Origin of the sequence: Pseudoruegeria sp. HB172150 (assembly GCF_013184805.1) — a bacterium.
Taxonomy (GTDB): Bacteria; Pseudomonadota; Alphaproteobacteria; order Rhodobacterales; family Rhodobacteraceae; genus Psychromarinibacter.
This window is the reverse complement of record NZ_JAATNG010000003.1, coordinates 392,125-410,686: the sequence shown is the minus strand read 5'-3', so window position 1 is coordinate 410,686 and position 18,562 is coordinate 392,125. Positions and strand designations below refer to the sequence as shown.

15 protein-coding genes and 1 riboswitch are annotated in these 18,562 nt (G+C 63.5%); of the genes, 7 read left to right on the top strand and 8 right to left on the bottom strand.

The features are described from left to right. The first annotated feature begins 63 nt into the window (after positions 1-63). Genes HCO70_RS16705 through HCO70_RS16685 form a run of 5 tightly spaced genes read left to right on the top strand, consistent with a single transcriptional unit; the run spans position 64 to position 5,768 of the window. Positions 64-1,005 (top strand): ABC transporter permease, encoded by a 942-nt coding sequence (locus HCO70_RS16705; RefSeq protein ID WP_216665471.1) that lies wholly within the window; start codon positions 64-66, stop codon positions 1,003-1,005. Beyond that, positions 1,002-1,838 carry an ABC transporter permease gene (locus tag HCO70_RS16700; protein WP_172298215.1) on the top strand — a complete coding sequence of 279 codons (837 nt, stop codon included), beginning with the start codon at positions 1,002-1,004 and terminating at the stop codon, positions 1,836-1,838. The genes HCO70_RS16705 and HCO70_RS16700 overlap by 4 nt, the downstream gene beginning before the upstream one ends. Further along, positions 1,838-3,661 (top strand): ABC transporter ATP-binding protein, encoded by a 1,824-nt coding sequence (locus HCO70_RS16695; protein WP_172298213.1) that lies wholly within the window; start codon positions 1,838-1,840, stop codon positions 3,659-3,661. The genes HCO70_RS16700 and HCO70_RS16695 overlap by 1 nt, the downstream gene beginning before the upstream one ends. A gap of 11 nt (positions 3,662-3,672) precedes the next feature. Beyond that, positions 3,673-4,836, top strand: coding sequence for a M20 aminoacylase family protein (locus HCO70_RS16690; RefSeq protein ID WP_172298211.1), 1,164 nt, complete (start codon positions 3,673-3,675; stop codon positions 4,834-4,836). Continuing rightward, complete coding sequence (locus HCO70_RS16685) at positions 4,833-5,768, top strand: acetamidase/formamidase family protein (protein ID WP_172298209.1); 936 nt, start codon at positions 4,833-4,835, stop codon at positions 5,766-5,768. The genes HCO70_RS16690 and HCO70_RS16685 overlap by 4 nt, the downstream gene beginning before the upstream one ends. Positions 5,769-5,781: 13 nt before the next feature. Here HCO70_RS16685 and HCO70_RS16680 read toward each other — a convergent pair whose 3' ends face one another. After that, positions 5,782-6,246, bottom strand: coding sequence for an Lrp/AsnC family transcriptional regulator (locus HCO70_RS16680; RefSeq protein ID WP_172298207.1), 465 nt, complete (start codon positions 6,244-6,246; stop codon positions 5,782-5,784). Positions 6,247-6,353: 107 nt separating this feature from the next. Between HCO70_RS16680 and HCO70_RS16675 the strand changes: the two genes are divergently transcribed. Beyond that, entirely contained in the window at positions 6,354-7,823 is a 1,470-nt protein-coding gene (locus HCO70_RS16675) for an aminotransferase class V-fold PLP-dependent enzyme (RefSeq protein WP_371742252.1), read from the top strand. Positions 7,824-7,857: 34 nt separating this feature from the next. Here the strand turns inward: HCO70_RS16675 and HCO70_RS16670 are convergent, their stop codons facing one another. Beyond that, positions 7,858-8,367, bottom strand: a complete 510-nt coding sequence (locus tag HCO70_RS16670; protein ID WP_172298205.1) for a GNAT family N-acetyltransferase — start codon at positions 8,365-8,367, stop codon at positions 7,858-7,860. Positions 8,368-8,504: 137 nt separating this feature from the next. Here HCO70_RS16670 and HCO70_RS16665 point away from each other — a divergent pair, with 137 nt between their 5' ends. Continuing rightward, positions 8,505-12,242: an AAA family ATPase gene (locus HCO70_RS16665; RefSeq protein WP_172298203.1), complete on the top strand. Its 3,738-nt coding sequence runs from the start codon at positions 8,505-8,507 to the stop codon at positions 12,240-12,242. A gap of 52 nt (positions 12,243-12,294) precedes the next feature. Here HCO70_RS16665 and HCO70_RS16660 read toward each other — a convergent pair whose 3' ends face one another. The 6 genes from HCO70_RS16660 to HCO70_RS16635 all read right to left on the bottom strand — a co-directional run bounded on the left by HCO70_RS16660 (position 12,295) and on the right by HCO70_RS16635 (position 18,509). Then, a complete protein-coding gene (locus tag HCO70_RS16660) occupies positions 12,295-13,971 on the bottom strand; it encodes a tetratricopeptide repeat protein (protein WP_172298201.1) in 1,677 nt (558 codons plus the stop codon). A 42-nt stretch (positions 13,972-14,013) separates the two neighbouring features. Then, complete coding sequence (locus HCO70_RS16655) at positions 14,014-14,172, bottom strand: hypothetical protein (RefSeq protein WP_172298199.1); 159 nt, start codon at positions 14,170-14,172, stop codon at positions 14,014-14,016. A gap of 213 nt (positions 14,173-14,385) precedes the next feature. Further along, the gene (locus tag HCO70_RS16650) at positions 14,386-15,333 is read right to left on the bottom strand and encodes a homocysteine S-methyltransferase family protein (RefSeq protein ID WP_172298197.1); all 948 of its coding nucleotides are present in this window, start codon (positions 15,331-15,333) and stop codon (positions 14,386-14,388) included. A gap of 118 nt (positions 15,334-15,451) precedes the next feature. Next, positions 15,452-16,528, bottom strand: a complete 1,077-nt coding sequence (locus HCO70_RS16645; RefSeq protein WP_172298195.1) for a hybrid-cluster NAD(P)-dependent oxidoreductase — start codon at positions 16,526-16,528, stop codon at positions 15,452-15,454. A 3-nt stretch (positions 16,529-16,531) separates the two neighbouring features. After that, positions 16,532-17,758, bottom strand: coding sequence for an aromatic ring-hydroxylating dioxygenase subunit alpha (locus HCO70_RS16640; protein WP_172298193.1), 1,227 nt, complete (start codon positions 17,756-17,758; stop codon positions 16,532-16,534). A gap of 95 nt (positions 17,759-17,853) precedes the next feature. Continuing rightward, positions 17,854-18,056, bottom strand: a riboswitch (cobalamin riboswitch). A 72-nt stretch (positions 18,057-18,128) separates the two neighbouring features. Then, positions 18,129-18,509, bottom strand: a complete 381-nt coding sequence (locus tag HCO70_RS16635; RefSeq protein ID WP_253913349.1) for a nucleoside triphosphate pyrophosphohydrolase family protein — start codon at positions 18,507-18,509, stop codon at positions 18,129-18,131. Positions 18,510-18,562 lie beyond the last annotated feature (53 nt).

Below are 18,562 nucleotides of genomic sequence, written 5' to 3'. Positions count from 1 at the left end.
CGGGGCGCGTAACACCGCGCCCCGCAATTCCACCGATTTCCCTACGCGACGGGCGGACATGGCGTGAGCTACATCCTGAACCGCATCCTTTCGATGCTTTTGACCCTGTTCCTGATCTCGGCGATCACCTTCGCCGTGACCAACATCCTGCCCGGCGACGTGGCGATGATGATCATGGGGACGCAGTCGAATCCTGAGGCCCTGGAGGGGTTGAGGCGGTCGCTGGGACTGAACGATCCGCTGCTGGTGCAGTACTGGCGTTGGATCAGCGGGATGCTGACCGGCGACTGGGGCACATCGCTGGTGTTCAAGGAACCCATCGGACCACTGATACTGCAGAAGATGACGGCGAGCGCGATGATCGTCGTGTTCTCGATGACCATCGCGCTGACCTGCGCCGTTCCCCTGGGTGTTTGGGCGGCGATGCATCCGAACAAATGGCAGGACACGACCGCCAGTTCCGCCGCGCTGCTCGGCGTCAGCCTTCCGGATTTTTTCTGGGGCATCATGCTGATCCTGCTCTTCGCCCGCTGGCTCGGCTGGCTACCCTCTTCCGGCTTCGTCGACCCGCGCGAGGATTTCCTGCTCGCCGCTCGCCACGCCCTGCTGCCATCTCTGGCGCTCGGCCTCGGACTGATGGCCCACCTCACGCGCATGACCCGCGCCACTATGACCGGAATCCTGAACCAGGAATTCATCCGCGTCGCCCGTGCCAAGGGGCTGGGCGAACGCACCGTTGTCTGGAATTACGGCCTCGCCAACGCCGTTGGCCCGGTTATGACCGTCGCAGGCCTGCAGGTGGGTTACCTCTTCGGCTCGATTATCGTCATTGAAAGCCTGTTCAACTACACCGGCATGGGCTGGCTGACCTACCAGGCCCTGCTGAACCGCGACATACCGCTAATCCAGGCCAGCGTCTTCGTCATAGCAGGCGTGGTGATGCTGGCGAACCTGATCGTCGATCTTCTCTATGTACTCGTTGACCCGCGGATCCGCCTGTCATGAAACTGCCTGCCGCGTTCCGCTCCTCGAAAGGCCTGATCGGCGCCGTGCTGGTGTTGATGATCCTGCTGGTCGCGATCATAGCGCCGTTGGTGATACCGCCCGATATGGCAACCCAGATGGACATGCGCGCACGCCTGTCACCCCCGACGCTGGCGCATCCGCTGGGTACCGACCAGCTCGGCCGCGACCTGATGTACCGCGTCCTTCTGGGCGCCCACACCTCGATCTACATCGCCACCGCTGCCGTGCTGATGTCCATCGTCATCGGCCTGCCGCTTGGCCTGATCTCCGGCTATGTTGGCAAAACAACCGACAACATCCTGATGCGGCTGGTCGACACACTTCTGGCCTTCCCGGCCCTCCTGCTGGCGCTGACGATCAGCGCGGTCCTCGGCCCAAACCTGCAGAACACGATCATCGCCATTGGCATCGCCTTCACCCCGTTCCTCGCCCGTATCATTCGCGGCGAGGCGCTGCGTGTGGCGCAAATGCCTTATGTCGAGGCGGCACGCACGGCCGGCAATTCCGACACACGCCTAATCGTCCGTCACATCCTGCCGAACATCATGCCCGCCGTGATCGTGCAATCAACGATCTCGCTCGCCTTTGCGATCCTGGCAGAGGCGGGACTGTCCTTCCTAGGCCTTGGGACCCAGCCGCCGGATGCGTCCTGGGGCCTGATGATCCAGGCATCTCGCGACTACCTCGACCGGGCACCCTGGACCGCGCTTGTCCCCGGCGCGGCGGTGGCGCTAACCGTTCTCGGCCTCAACATGTTCGGCGACGCCCTGCGCGACGCGCTCGATCCCCGCGCCCGGAAAGGAGCCACGTGATGCCCGACGGAAGCCCGCTCGTCTCCATCGACAATCTCCGCGTCGAGTTCCGCGGCGAGGATGGCCCCATCGTCGGCGTCGAGGATGTGTCCTTCTCGATCAAGCCCGGCGAAACCGTCTGCGTCGTCGGCGAAAGCGGCTCCGGCAAATCCGTCACTTCGCTGTCGCTGATGCGGCTTGTGGAATTTGGCGGCGGCCGCATCGCTGGCGGCAAGCTCGAATTCGCGCGCGACTCCGGCGTGCTCGATGTCGCCGATGCCGACCCCGAGATCATGCAGCAGATCCGCGGCAACGAGATCGGCATGATCTTTCAGGAGCCGATGACATCGCTGAACCCGGTCTTCACGGTCGAGCGCCAGATGACCGACGGCCTGCGCCTGCATCGTGGGTTGTCGCAGTCCAAGGCCCGCGCCCGCGCGCTGGAGCTGTTGAAACAGGTGCGCATCCCGGAACCGGAACGCCGGCTGAAGCAATACCCGCACGAACTTTCCGGCGGTATGCGCCAGCGCGTCGTAATCGCCATGGCCATGGCCTGCGAACCCCGCCTGTTGATTGCCGACGAACCCACCACCGCGCTCGACGTCACGATCCAGGCAGAGATCCTCGCTCTGATCGACCGGCTCAAGCGCGAAACCGGGATGGCAGTCCTGTTCATCACGCATGACATGGCTGTCGTGGCACAGATGGCCGATCGCGTCGTCGTCATGTTTCGCGGCAACCTTGTCGAAGAAGGGCCGGTCGAACAGATCTTCACCAACCCGCAGCAGGACTACACCAAGGCGCTTCTCGCCGCCGTTCCACGCCTTGGCGAGATGCGTGGCAAACCCGCCCCCGAACCAATGCGCCTTGTCGGTCAGTCCCCGGTCGAGGCCGACCTGAAGCCAGCCCGCAAGCCCGAGCCTCTGCTCGAGGTTCAGAACCTCACCACACGCTATCCGGTGAAGGGCGGCGTCTTCCGCCGGCCGGTGGCAAACGTCCACGCGGTCGAGGACGTCAGCTTTACCATCAACAAGGGCGAGACACTGGCGCTGGTCGGCGAATCCGGCTGTGGCAAATCCAGCTGCGGCCGCTCTATCCTGCGGCTTACCGAACCAACCTCAGGCAAGGTGCTGCTCGACCGCACTGACATCATCGCGATGAACGACCGCGACCTGCGCCGCCGCGGCTGGCGCGACATGCAGATGGTGTTCCAGGATCCATTCGCCTCGCTTAACCCCTACATGCGGCTCAAGGATCAGGTCGCGGAACCCCTGATGAACTACGGCCTCGCCTCCGGCAGCGAGTTAAAGGACCGCATCGCCACCCTGTTCGACCACGTCGAGCTGCCGCGCAGCTTCATGACCCGCTTTCCGCATGAACTGTCCGGCGGTCAGCGCCAGCGCATCGCCATCGCCCGCGCACTGGCGGTAAACCCTAAGCTTATCGTCGCCGATGAGGCGGTTTCAGCCCTCGATGTCTCGGTGCAGGCACAGGTTCTGAACCTGATGATGGAGCTGCAGTCAGAGTTCGGCATCTCCTTCCTGTTTATCAGCCACGACATGGCCGTGGTCGAGCGAGTATCGCACCGTGTCGGTGTCATGTATCTCGGCCGGCTAGTGGAGACTGGCTCGCGCGCGCAAGTCTTCGAGAACCCGCAGCATAGCTACACCCGCTCGCTGATGAGCGCCGTGCCTGTCGCCGATCCGACACGCAAGACGATCCGCGACGACCTGAACTTCCGCCCGATCCCCTCGCCTGTCTTTCCGCTGGGCCACGAACCGGGACCGTCGGAATACACGGAGGTTGCGCCAGGCCACTTGGTACTGAAAGACAACAAAACCTAAGGAGGAGAGCCATGCCAATACGCAATCGCCTGGCAGAGATGCAACCCGAGATCGCCGGCTGGCGGCGCGACCTGCACATGCACCCGGAACTGCTTTACGAAACCCACCGCACCAGCGCTTTCGTCGCCGACAAGCTGCGCGCCTTCGGATGCGACGAAGTGGTAGAGGGGATTGGCCGCACCGGCGTTGTCGGTATCATCAACGGCAAGGGCAGCGGACCGACTGTCGGTCTCCGCGCCGACATGGACGCGCTCCCGATACTGGAAGCGACGGGCCTGCCACATGCCTCACAAACACCCGGTGTGATGCATGCCTGCGGCCATGATGGCCATACCGCGATGTTGCTGGGTGCCGCACAATACCTCGCCGAAACACGCAATTTCGAAGGCCGCGTCGCGGTGATCTTTCAGCCTGCCGAAGAAGGCGGCGCCGGCGGCGATGCCATGGTCAAGGACGGCATGATGGACCGTTTCGATATCGCCGAGGTCTACGGCATGCACAACGCGCCGGGTCTTGCGGTCGGTCATTTCGCGATCCGAACTGGCGCCTTTTACGCCGCGATGGACGCATTCGAAATAGTTGTCACCGGCAAGGGCGGCCATGCCGCGCGCCCGCATGAGGTTATCGACACCACCATCGTCGCCGGCCAGATCCTTTCGGCGCTGCAGACCATCGCCTCTCGCAATGCCGACCCGGTCAAGGCGCTCGTCGTCTCTGTCACCAGCTTCCGCACCGACACTGACGCCTTTAACGTGATACCCGAAACCGTCACCCTCCGTGGCACCGTCCGCAGCTTCGACGCCGACCTGCGTGACCTTGCAGAGCGCCGCATAGCCGAGATCGCCAAACGCACCGCCACTGTCTACGGTGCAAGCGCGAAGGTCGACTATCAGCGCGGCTATCCCGCCATGGTCAACCACGAGGCCGAAACCGGCTTCGCCGCCGAGGTCGCCGCCCGCGTCTCGCCCGAGGTCGACGCGGAAGCGCCCGCCATCATGGGCGGCGAGGATTTCGCCTTCATGCTCGAGGCGCGCCCCGGCGCCTATATCCAGATCGGTAATGGCGACACCGCGGGCGTCCACCACCCGCTCTATGATTTCAACGACGAGGTAATTCCGGCAGGCTGCTCTTACTGGGTCGAACTCGTCGAAACACGGCTGAAGCTGGCATCATGACCGCACATCTCGGATCCTCCCCCGAAACCTGCCACTGGGGCTATTTCGACGCCACGCTGCCACCGGCCGCTGAGATCGACAGCGGCGACACCATTGTGATCGACACGGTCTCCGGGACGGCGGCTCAGCTGCCGCCCGAAGGGTTTTTCGTGCCTCCGGAACTCCTCGATATCCACGAACGTGCCGAACGCCTGCTCCCCGGCCACATCCTGACCGGCCCGGTAGCAGTGAAGGGTGCGAAACCCGGCCACGTGCTGGAGGTGCAGGTACTAGACGTCTCGCTCCGACAGGACTGGGGCTACAACCTGATCCGCCCCCTCGCCGGCACGCTCCCGGAGGACTTCGACGACACCAGCCGCATCGTGAATATCCCCCTCGACAAGGAAACGATGACGGCCAAGCTATCCTGGGGTCTCGACCTCCCGCTGAAGCCATTCTTCGGCGTGATGGGCGTCGCCCCACCACCGAACTGGGATCGCATCTCCACCCTGCCGCCGCGCCGCCATGGCGGAAATCTCGATAACAAGGAACTGGTCGCAGGCAGCACTCTCTATCTTCCGGTCCTCACCCAAGGCGCGCTGTTCTCCTGCGGCGACGGCCACGGCGCCCAGGGCGATGGAGAGGTCTGCATCACTGCCATCGAGACCGCGCTCAGCGGAACCTTCAGGCTAACCGTGCGCGACGACCTGTCCTTCACCTACCCTCGCGCCGAAACGCCGACCCACATCATCACCATGTTCATGCACCAGGATCTGAACCGCTGCGCCGAAGGCGCGCTGCGAGATATGATCGCGTGGATTTGCGAGAAGACAGGCCTCGACCGCGCCGACGCCTACATGCTCTGCTCCCTCGCTGGTGACCTTCACATCACGCAGACAGTCAACGGCAACAAGGGCGTGCACATGATGATGGAAAAGGCGTTGCTGGCCTGAAGGGCTTGCCGGCTCAGACCGGCAGCTCTCGCTGATCCGCAATCGCCTCCATCGTGATGTAAGAGGTTACAGCATCCAGCTCGACCTTCTCGATCATCTGCTGATACACCCGGTCGAAGGCGTTCATATCCTCCGCCACCACTTTCAGCATGTAGTCGTAGTCGCCGGCGATCCGGAAGAAATCGATCACGTTCGGTATCGCCAGAACCGTACGGCGGAAGGTTTTCAGCCACTCGCTCGAATGATGCCGCGTCCTCACCATCACGAAGACGGTAAGCCCGAGCCCCACTTTGCCTGTATTCAGCCGCACCGTGTGGCGTTCGATAATTCCCGCCTCACGGATCGCCTTCAGACGGCGCCAGCAGGCGTTCTGCGACAGTCCCACCTGCTCCGCCAGGTCACGCTGCGACAGCGTCGAATCCTGCTGCAGCGCACGCAGGATGCGCCGGTCAATCTCATCGAGGCTTCGGGCATTCATTGGGTCATTTGACACAATATTCAACGGTAAATCAAACGAAGTCGCGATTGTCTGATCGAATCCCACGATCATACAAGAAGCATGTGACCACAGCAGGGATTTCCCCCGTGCCCGACGATTTTGCCACCACACCCCTCGATCGCTTCGCGCGCAGTCTCGACAGACCGGACCTGATCCGAGAGTTACGCGCGGGTCTCATCGGCGAAGGCGCGAAACTGACCGGACCCTTCGGACCGAAACCGCTGGTCTACGCCGATTACGTCGCCTCGGGCCGCGCCCTCCGACAGGTCGAATCCTTCGTCTTGGAAGAGGTTCTGCCCTGGTATGCCAACAGTCATACCGAGGCGTCGTTCTGCGGCATGACGATGACCCGCATGCGGAATGAAGCACGCACGACCATCGCCCGGCTGACCGGCGCCACCGCCGGACACGCCGTGATCTTCGGCGGCTCCGGCGCCACCTCCGGTCTAAACAGGCTGGTCAATCTCTTCGGCCTCCCCGAAGCGGTGCGCGCCGGCACCCGCCCAGTCGTTTTCATCGGCCCCTACGAACATCATTCCAACATCCTGCCCTGGCGCGAATCCGGGGCCGAGGTCATCGAAATTGGAGAAGCGCCGGAAGGCGGGCCCAACATGGCGGAGTTGCAGGACGCGCTGCAACGAACCGCTGGCCGCACTCTCCGGATCGGCGCATTCTCCGCCGCCTCGAACGTGACCGGCATCATCACCGATCCCGATTCGGTCACCCGCCTCCTACGCGCCAATGGCGTTCTCTCTGTCTGGGACTATGCTGGCGCCGGCCCCTACCTGCCCATCGATATGCGCGCTGGCACCGATTGCGAAAAGGATGCCGTCGTCGTCTCGCCACACAAGTTCGTCGGCGGCCCTGGCGCCTCCGGCCTCCTGATCCTGCGACACGGCGTGGCGCGGCGCACCACCCCGTCCCAGCCTGGCGGCGGCACCGTGCGCTTCGTCTCGCCCGAGACGCATGATTACTCCGGCGATCTCGCCACCCGCGAAGAGGCCGGAACCCCCAACGTCATCGGCGACATCCGCGCCGCGCTTGCCTTCCTCGTCAAGGACGCCATCGGCGACACGTACATGGCCCGCCGCCATGCAGAGCTGAATCGCCGCGCCCTGTCCATCTGGCGCAGCAACCCCAACCTCGACCTCCTTGGTATCGACTGCGAGAACAGCCTGCCCATCTTCTCGATGCGCGTCCGCGATGCGAACACCGGCGGCCACGTTCACCACCAACTCTTCACCCGCATGCTCAGCGACAGGTATGGTATCCAGGCCCGCGGTGGCTGTGCCTGCGCCGGACCATATGCGCACCGGCTCCTTGGCATCGGCCCGGAACAATCTCTGGCGCTGCGCCAGTCCATCCTCGCCGGCAACGAGATCGACAAACCCGGCTGGACCCGCCTGAACTTCAGCCCGCTTATGGACGACGCAAAGGCCGACTATGTCATCCATTCGGTTGACGAACTGGCCCGCGAACCGCATGCGACGATGGCGCATTACTCGGCCGACTTGCGCACCGCGCGCTTCCGGCCTGGAACGCTCGCAGCGGAATAGCGCACGTCAACGTCACGCGGCGTCCCGAGACAGGTCAACCATTGCTCTGCCCCTTGAACCGGGCCATCAGACAGGCGTCGTCATATCCGGACCCACGCCGCACATAGTTGCGCTTGGTGCCTTCGAGTTCGAATCCCAACCGCTCGTAAAGCCGGATCGCAGAGACATTCGACGCCCAGACCATCAGCTCGACCCGCTGCAGGCCCAGCCAGTCGTCGCAAAGCCGTAGCAGCTCTACGCAGATCGCCGCACCGACACCGTGGCCCCGGTGATCCGGATGCACGGCCACGAGGTCAAGTTCCCCAGAATGCCATTTTCGCGGATTTCCGGGATAGGTCACCAGAACGCCGATGCCGGCCACTCCACCGTCGCGCATGGCCGCGATCTTGATTACCCCCGGCTCCGGCGCCATGCGTTTCCGCGCCATTTCCATATCGGCCAGCGGCAAGCGCATGGTGCCGCGGCAGACATGCTCTGCGGTCAGGATCCGGTGGATTTCCGGAAGGTCACGTTCCTCGACGGCACGGAATTTCAGAATGGTCATGTGGTAAGTCCGATGTTCAATGCAATACTGGGCGCAATATCGAGCTTCCTGTCACAGACGCGGTGTCTGGCCGTGACAACCGCGTGAAATCCAATAGTAAAAGTGAAACATGCTTCCTTTCGACGGGCAAATGAATCGTGGCACGACTTGAGATCCGCTTGCTCGGCCGGTTCGAGGCGCGCCTGGACGGCCGCCCGGTCGAGATGCCGACTCGCCATTGCGAGCTACTTCTGGCTTTGCTGGCGCTGGAGCCGGACCGGCCGCTCGGGCGTGACATGCTGGCCACTCTGCTCTGGCCCGACCGCAACGAGGCGCAGGCCCGCACTTCGATGCGGCAGGCACTTTATCGCCTAAAAAACGCCCTGCAGGGTGCAGACCCGTTTCCCTTGGAGATCGACGCGCGTTGGGTTCGCCTCGACGCAAAAGCCGTCACTCTCGATGCCGTCGGACTGAACGACACCTCAACCGTTCCCGGTGCGCCGGCAAACATGCTCGATATTGCCGGAACGGTACCGCTGGACGGACTGGACCCAGAAGGCGAAGAACTGGCCACACGGCTGGATCTGGAACGCTCCCGTCTGCGTCGCTTGCTGCAGGACGCCATGCTGCGGCAATCGGAAAGCCTGACTACCGAGAGGAAGTTCGCGGATGTAGAGGCGCTTGCAAGGCGCCGGCTGGCTCTGGAACCCTATGACGAGGCTGCGCTGCGTGACCTGATGACATCCGCCGCCTTGCAAGGTCGCCGTAACGCGGCGCTCGACGCTTACCGTACTGTCGCAGCCCGTCTGCGCGATGCACTGTCCGTTGCGCCTGAGCCGGAGACGCAGGCGCTCTACGATCAGATCCGCACCGGTAAGCTGGAAACAAAGATTCCAGAACCGCCGCACCCGGAACCAGCGGTGGAACCAGAGCCTGTGCCTGAACCAGCCACGCACAAGGAACCGCCAAGTTCGGACGCTGTACGTTACATTGCCGTGCTCCACGTCATCGGGCGCGGCCTGACCTCCGCTCTGCTGACGTCCGACCCCGAGACCGCCGAAGCGGAGGAACGCCAGCTTTATGCAAGGCTTGACGAGATCGCGGCCAGGTCCGGCGGATCGCGCCTGATGCAACAGGGCGCGGAGGCCGCCTATGTCTTCGGCACGTCTAGACCCGACGAAGAGCCCGCCCTGTCGGCAGCGGTCGCCGCTCTGGACATGTCACGGTTCAGCACAGCTGCGGCCGTCCATTCCGGTGACGCGCTGACTGGTTCGTCGCCCGGCTCCGGGCCGGTCGCTCTGCTCGCCCGCGAAATCGCCATGGCTACACCGGCCGGTGAGGCGCGCCTCAGCTCCGCGGCTCGGGCGGAGTGCCGCGGAGCGCTGGATATTGTCACCGCATCGGAGATCTCGGTGGCAGGCTTGCCGGAACCGCTGCCGACCTGGCGGATAAGTGGCACCGCATCCAACGGCGATGGCTGGGCCGCCCGTCAGGCGCGAGGTCTCAGCGCCTTTGTTGGCCGGCAGGAGTCGCTGGCACAGCTTGCCAGATATGCCGAGGACAGCCGGTCTGGACCGCGAGTGGTACTGATCACTGGAGAGGCGGGGCTTGGAAAGTCCCGGCTCGTCCAAGAATTCCTGCGTCGACACGCTCGTTGCGCGCATATCTCCCGTGTCAGCTTTCCGCCGCGGGCGCATAACGGGTCCACTCTCTCTTTCGGTGCCCTGTTGCGCGCTTGGGCCGATCCAGACGGCAACGCGCCGGCAGAGGTCGTTCTGGACACTGCGACTGCAAGCTTGGGCGATGCGGCGGCGGATTACCTGCCGGCTCTCGCCTTTCTCCTCGACCGGCCCGACCTGTCTGGGGACTGGATGCAGAAATCCCGTGACCACCGGCGCCGGGACCTGGTAGAGGCGATCCGCGTGATCCTTGAACTTCGGGCGCAGGACGACCAATCGGTACTCGTCGTGGAAGATGCGCATTGGGCGGATCAGGGCGCCGTCGCGATCCTGGATCGTTTGGTGTCCACCCTTGGCTCTACCCGGCTGCTGATGCTGGTCACTTGCCGGCCGGAATTCGAGAACGACTGGGCACGGCTTCCCCATGCCAGCCAGCTGCGGTTGGATGGTCTGGATACCGAGGCGGCGCAAGAACTTGTGCGCTCGCTGATTGGCGACGCTCAGGCGCTGCCCGAACTCGGGCGGCGGCTGGCACAGGAAGCAGGGGGCATCCCGCTCTATATCGAGGAAGTGCTGCGATCCATTTCGGAAGCCGGCCACGCGTTGCCCGGCACCGGCGGACCCGAGCCGCGTAATCTGTCGGGCCTGACCATACCGCCCTCGATCAGGGGCGTGCTGGCCCTACGCATCGAGCGTTTGGGCGACGCAGATCGCAAGGTGCTGGACGCGGCGGCGGTAATCGGCGCGAGCGTGCCGGAACCGCTGCTTGCACCACTGTCTGGGCTTGATCCCGATACTCTGTCAGAGGCGCTCGACGGTCTCGCCGCGGCGGACCTGTTGCTCCGGGTGCGGAGCCTTCCGTTTCGCGAATACACCTTCAAGCACGCTCTGACGCTGGAGGCCGCCTATCGCGCGATCCTGCCGTCCCGCCGGCAGGCGCTTCACCGCACTGCGCTGGAACTGTGCGAGCGCGTTTATGCCGGCGAGCTCGACGCACATGTCGAGGAAATGGCCGATCACGCGCGGCTTGGCGGCCTGTGGGAACGCGCGGCCGACTTGCTGGAACAGGCCGCCGACAAAGCGGTAACACGTTCCGCCTACCAGCGCGCAGTCCCGCTTTTTGACCGGGCGCTGGACGCTGCCGCACGGCTGGAACAGACCGCAGCGCAGAAACTACGCCAGGCCGATCTGCACCGCCGCATGCGCGGCAGCCTGATGATGGTTGGAGAGTTCGAGAAGACGGAGCACCACCTGCTCGCAGCCGAGGCTCTGAGCGTGGAGGCTGGAGACCGGATTGCCATGGCCGAAGCGCGAATCCACATGGCCTACTACCACGCTACAGATGGTGGTTTCGACACGCTGTTCCGATGCTGCGATCTTGCCGAGGAAGACAGCAGCGGACTGGATGAGCCCATGCTGCTGGCAGAGATCGCCTCGGCCCGGCTTCAGGGGCTTCGCATGCGCGGAGAATTCGCGCAGGCCGCGCGGCAGTTCCGCGACCTGCCAGATGCCTATTCCGGAACCAACCGTCTGTTTCGCGGCCAGCACCTGGGCACCCGGCTGCTATGGGCCTGCTGCCACCTGTCCGTCTGCCATGCCTATGCCGGTGATGATGCCGCAGTCGAGCGCGTCCAGCAGGAAGCCCACGCCGTCGCCGCGGAAACGCGGCGCCCGGTGGACCAGCAATACGCCCGGCACAGTGCCGGGGTCGTGGCCCGCGTATCCGGGCGACCGGAAGAGGCGATGCGGCACCTCGAGGAGGCGCTGGATATCGTCCGGCAGACCGACCTCGTATTCTTCGAGGCATGGATCCTGTCGAACATGGGCGAGACGCTACTGGACATGGGCGATATCGACAGAGCGATGGAGGTGCTTCGCTCCGCAGCGGAAGACATGGCACCAAGGACGGCGCGAGTCCTTCGCGTGCTGGTCGACAGTGCTCTTGGCAAAGGGCAAGTACTGGCCGGCCAATACGAGAAAGCAGAGGCGACCCTGACCCGTGTCATCGCCGAAGCGCAGGTGATGGGGCACCGCAACTTTGAACAGCTCGCGCTGCGGCGCGTCGCCGGGGCCGTGGCGCACAGAGACCTGTCACTGGCCGAAACGCATCTGCGCGCCTCGCTGCGAATCGCCGACGAGACAGGCAATCAGAGAGATCGCGGGCGTGGGCTGAAACTGGCGCGTGAACTGGGTATCGAGATAGTCGAAAATGACTGACGCCGCCCGCTGCCAATGCAGCGGGCGGCGGCGGTTCATATCGTGAAACCGCTTACAGTCGATCAAAGGATGGCAGCTTGGGGTCGCCCAGCCAATGCGCGCGGAATGCATCTTCCGCCTGCTCCTGGCTCCAATGGTCGCCGGTTTCCAGCTCCACCTGCCACAGACCCCAAAGCGCCCAGCCATCGCGCGGCGCAGCGTCCAATGCAGCCTTGAAGGCGGACCGTGCCTCATGCGGCCGTCCGGCCTGCAGAAGCACGGCCCCCAGCGTCCGGCGCACCGGCGCGTACCAGTAGGACGGCTCCATGTAGGCGATGCCGTCTTCCAGCTCCGCGGCCACCTCCAGATGGTGGATCGCCGCGTCCCAGTTGCCCTGCACCTGCTCGATACGGCCTTCCAGGTGATGCATGGCCACACCCAGCAGGTCCCGGGCCGGGAGGTATTGCTCTTCCAGACCGTCGAGATCAGCCGTCTCGATAAGGTGCTTGATCGCATGCGCCTCGACCCAGGCCGCTTCGATCCGGCCGTCGCGGGCAAAGACCGTGCCGCGCGCGTAATGGCGGAATCCTTGGACAAGCGGGAACTCCTCGCCAACTTCAGGCAGCGCCAGCACCTCCTCTATACCGCGCATCTGTGCATGAACGGTGAACGGAGCCGTGCGGATCGCCTGCACCCAGGCCAGATCTGCCGACACCTCGTCGGACGTGATCGACCAAAGCCGGTCAGCCGCCGCCAGTGCATCCTCGGCCAAACCCGCGGATTGCGCACCCACCAGCAGGAAATGCGCGTTATGCGGATAATAGCCAAAGCGATAGAGGTCGCTCGCAGCGTCGCCGGCACGGGCAAGGAACGCCTCGTCCGCTGCGATGGCATCGCGGTTCACCTTGATGGAATCGGCGTAGCGTCCGATCCGGTTGTAGATATGAGCCGGCATATGCACGAGGTGACCAGCCGCTGGCACAGATCCGGCCAGCCGGTCAGCTGCCCCTTCGGCCTGTTCTGGATGCGCCGTCGCTTCCATCGCGTGGATGTAAAGATGCAGCGCCGCCGGATGGTAGGCGTCGATTTCCATCGCCCGCTCCAGGGTCCCGATGATATCACTCGCGCGGCCTTTTGGCGTGACGCCATCGGCCTCCCAGTAATCCCAGGGCTGCAGATTCATCAGCGCGTCGGCAAACATCACCAGAACGTTGACGTCATCCGGGAAATCCGCCGCGACCTCCTGCATCAGGTCGGCAAAATGTTCGTTCCCCTGCTCGCCGACATATCGCTGCGACAGCGCCTGTGTCAGCGCGACCTCGACCGGCGCGCTGGCCAACTCCGCGGCCCGCATCGCGGTCTCCTGGGCACGATCAACGTTTTCCGGGTGCATGCCGTCATTCAGGTTCGACCCCAGCGCATAAGACTCGCCCCAGTAGCACATGGCGCAGTCCGGATCCGCTTGCTGAGCCATGCGGAAGGCACGCACCGCCTCGGCATGGTTGAAGCCCCAGAGCTGGCCGAGCCCCTGGTCGAACCAGGCCTGCGCGTCGGGGTTGCCGGTTTCGATGATCATGCCGAAGACGCCGAGTCCGGGCACCATGACCGGCGCGCCACCGTTCGGCGCACCATCCTCGGCATAGGAGACTCCGGGAGAGAACAACTCCGTCCGGCGATTTTCCTCGTGCGCGAACACGGGACTGGCGATTGCGCTCGCCAGCAGGGCGGCGCGAATGGATTGATTAAACATGGCCGTAATCTCTTCTCTGGTTCTGAGAATGGGCAGCCGGTCTCAGATGAGACCGGCGAAGAATGGGCGATGCATCGGATGCACGCCGTGGCGCGCCAGGATGCGATCCGGCGAGCCGCGCAGGGCCTGAACACGGCGACGATCCGCCGCGTTCAGGCTCGCACTGGCGATGACGCCGGTCTTGATAGAGGCATAGGTCATTGGAAAATTCCCTCTTGTCGAATGGGTTGACGTCAATTTCCGTCCCGGCAGATCAATTGCCGGGCTGGAAGAGGCGCGTAATACGCCTTGGTCGGGTCCGATGAACCCGTTTCGGCATCAGCGTCAGCAGATAACCGAAATCGTGATCTCCAAGGATGTCGCGCCGAAGCGCGGGTGGGAGAGAACTGATATCCATTTCATTGCTTTCTCTGGTCAGGCCGCGGACAGTTCGCCCGAGATGGCCTTGGCTATGCAGCTGACATGCCGGTAGTCAGTCCCGCAGCAGCCGCCGAAAATGTGAAGATTCGGCAGCAACCCGGTCAGCCGCACATAGTCCTGCGCCAGTTCATGCGGATCGCCACCGTCGAGTTCTTCTGCCTCGTCAAGCTCGGCATGGCTGAGTCGTGAGGCGTTGGCGCGGATGCCGCGGATGCGTCCCGCAGTCAGACCGTTCGGCAACGCACCGCTGAAATGATCCGGATGCGCACAGTTGATCATGTAGTAGACGGGCCCGCCGCCAGTGAGGGCATCCACCGTCTCGATGGCTTCTGCCAGCGTCTCGCCGGAGGGCAGGCGCCCGTCGGTCTCGGTCGTGAACGCAATCGCGCAGGGCAGGCCGGCAGCTTTCGCGGCAAGCACCACGCCCGCCGCCTCGCCGGTATGGGTAATGGTGACAGCCGTGACCATGTCGGCAGCGGTCTCGGCAAAAGCCTCGATCTGGGCGGTGTGATAGGCCCGCGCCGCCTCCGCGGTCAGCATTTCCTCGGGCCTGTATCCATCCCCCGCCGGGCCGATATTGCCCGAGATCACCATCGGTGTCCCACCAGACTGTCCGGCGCGCAATTCCTCCATCAGCACGATGGCCGCATGGTTGAAGGCCCGGATACGCTCCGCATCGTGGCCCAACTTCGCGCCCCATCCGTGCGAGCACCTCCAGGTCGGGCTTTCTAAGACGAACCCCAGCCCGTTGCATTGCGCGATCTGTAGGTAGTGGCCATAATACTGCCGAAAGGCGTCTCGACCAGCATCGCTTTCCAGCAACGGATATGCGGCGAACAGCGGCAGATCAAAGCCCATCTCGAAGATGAGCGTCGTCTCGATTCCGCCATCAGTAACGAACGGCAGCCCCGTCATCTGGGGCAAATCGGATGCACTGGGCATGAATGATCTCCATCAACTACAATCGATGGAGACGGAATGACTCGTGGTCGTGACGCCGCCGTTGGCATCTGCGTGACACAGGCGTGAAATCGGCACGCCATCCGAAAAATGTTGGCGGTCAGACCTCCACTTCCACCTTCCCGATCGGGTGCGAGCAGCAGGCGAGGATGTACCCCTCGGCGATATCGTCGTCTGAGATGCCGCCATTATGAACCATGTGCACCTCGCCCGAGATCTTCCTGGTCTTGCAAGTCCCGCAGATCCCGAAGGTGCAACCCGAAGCGATGTTCAACCCGTTTGCCCGCGCCGCGCCCAGGATAGTCTCGGTCTCGGGCACCTGCGCAGTGACCCCCGAGGCCGCAAAGACCACCTCCGCCAGAGCACTCTCCTCCAACACGACATCGTCGAAGTCCGGCACGTCGTCCGCCTCCGCCACCGGCGCTTGGAAACTTTCCTGGTGATAGCGCTCCATGTCGTAGCCCAGACCCGCCAGCGCCTCGCGAACCGTCTGCATGAAGGGCTCCGGCCCGCAGCAGAACACTTCTCGCTCCAGATAATCAGGCGCCATCAGGCCGAGCATCAGTTGGTTGAACCGGCCCTGGTACCCGGCCCAGGGGCTGAACCGGTCCGGTTCCTCCACCACCCATTTCAGCGCAATGCCGGGAATCCGGCTCGCCATATGCTCCAGCCGCTCGCGAAAGATGATCTCCGACGGTCTTTTGGCGCAATTGATGAACACCACGTCGGGCGAAGCGCCCTCGTCATACATGTAGGTGGTCATCGACATGACCGGCGTGATGCCTGACCCGGCCGAGATGAAAAGGTATTTCCGAGCTGGATGGCTCTTGTGGGTAAAGACACCCGCCGGCCCCGTCGCCTTGATCCGCATGCCCGGCTGCAGGTGGTCGATCATCCAGCGCGCGCCGATACTGCCGGGCTGCGCCTTGACGGTGACAGAGATCGACAGCGGCCGTGATGGTGAGGAAGATATCGTAAAGGTCCGCCAGACCGGTCCGCCCGGTACGGGAAGTTCCAGCGTCAGAAACTGGCCCGGCATGTAATCGAACAGTGCGCCCGTGGGCGACTGGAAATTGAAGGTGCGGGTGGCCGGCACCTCGGGGATCACCGAGACGCATTCCAGCATCTCGGCATCGTTCCAGATCGCGGCTGCGGAAACGCGGGCCAGTTGGTTCATGGATTACTCCGCCGCCATTGCAACCGGTTCCAGCCGGGATGCCATCGTGGTGCAGTACCAGTTGACGAACTGGATCACGCCGCTTTCCTGAACCGCGGAATAGGGGCCGGGCTCGTAGGCGGGAGAGTTAATGCCCCTCTGGTTATCCTCGACCACGCGCCGATCCTCGTCGTTGGTGGCTATCCAGACCTCGGTCAGCCGCTTCAGGTCATAGTCCCGTCCCTCGACCGCATCCTTGTGGACCAGCCATGTGGTCCGCACCTCAGTGGTGGTAGGCGTGACCGGCGTGACGCGGAACGTGATCGAGTGATCAGGCAGGAAATGGTTCCAGGTCGTCGGATAGTGGAACTTCAGAAGCGAGCCGGCATCATCGAAAGGAACCCGGCCCAGCCGCCGGGTCACCGCAATTCCGCCATCCATCGTGTAGCTTTTGGCGCCTACCTTCAGCGGCATCCGCGCCAGCCGGTACTGGCCGCTGTCCGCAATATGGAACGTCGCCTTAATACCCGCGGCCTCGCAGCGCTGAAAATGCTGCATCAGGTGCGGCGGTGCCTCGCCCTCCTCAATCCCGGTCACAGTCGGATCGTCCGGGAAGGTCCGGCACAGGGCCGGGTGGTTGCCGCCGCAGTGATAGCACTCGCGGTTATTCTCCCAGACCAGTTTCCAGTTGCCGTTCTCGATGATCGAGGAACTGTAGGAGACCTTCGCGGCGCTCAGGTCATGCGGCGCAAGGTATGGCCGGGCCAGATTCGCGAAGCTGTCAAAATCGGGCGGATTATCGGAGAGGCAAATATAGACAAGGCCCGCCAGTTCCCGGCAGGCGACAGGCTTCAGCCCGTGTGCGGATGCATCGAAGTCGGCGCCCATGTCCCGCGCCCAAAGAAGCCGCCCGTCCAGTTCGTAGGTCCACTGGTGATAGGGGCAGACCAGCTTTGGCGCGTTGCCCTTCGCCGCCTTGCACAGGATCGAGCCGCGATGCCGGCAGGTGTTGTGAAATGCGCGGATCGCACCATCGGCGCCGCGAACGAGGATCACTCCGTAATCGCCGACCTGATGCGTAACGAAGCTGCCCGCTTTTTCCAGCTCGCAGGCGGGAATCGCGTAAAGCCAGTCGCGGTAGAAGATATTCTCCATATCCGCGCGAAAGATTTCCGGATCGGAGTAAAAGGGCTGTTCCAGCGCGTATCCGACCCTGCGCCGGGCCAGCAGGTCGCGAAGTGCTGCCTGCATCTGTCGTTCTCCCCGCCGCGCCCCGCGGCATGATTCTGTGCGAGACAAGTCAGGACAAACGGCAGGCTGCGGCCGTCGCCTGAACCGCCGCCCGCGGTTGACGTTTCCGACAAGGCTGGTTTCCGGACTTGGGAGTGGTCCATTCCAGACCGGACACGGCACCTTCCCGGGGCTCTGCACCCCAGTGGCCTCCTCGCCGTGCCCTACGCTCCGTTACCGTTGCGGGGGCAGTGCCGGCCTTTCACCGGCTTCCCAATTCTCCGCCCTCTCAGGCGGCACCTTGCATGCTCGACGTAATCAGGAAACGCTTGGATCGGATACACAGGAAGCGACATATCCGCGCTCGTTTAGGACGCGCGTTGTCGTAAATTCATAAGAACCGGGCAAGGTCGGGTGGGCGGAAATTCGGGCCCTTCAACACCTTGCCATCTTCGCGCAGCACCGGGCGACCATCGGCACCAAGCTTCGACATGTTCGAGGCATGTACCTCTGCGACTGCCTCGGTCTTCACCCCGTGCATGCCGAATTCGAGGAAAGTTCCGTCAAGCACGTATTGAATGTCGCAAAGGGCGTCGAGCACCTCGACAAGATCACCTGCTGCAACGGCTTCACGCAGCTCCTGCACCTCTTCCTCGAGGATCGAAATCCGCATGTCCGCGCGGTCCTCCGGAATGCTTGGTCGGGATGCGACCGGTACTCCGAAAGCTTCATGCCATTCGCGTACGGTGGACAACGTGTCAGTTGGAGCCATCATCGCACCTTTTATGAGCCTCGTCACAATAAGCGATAAATCTGGCCGTATCC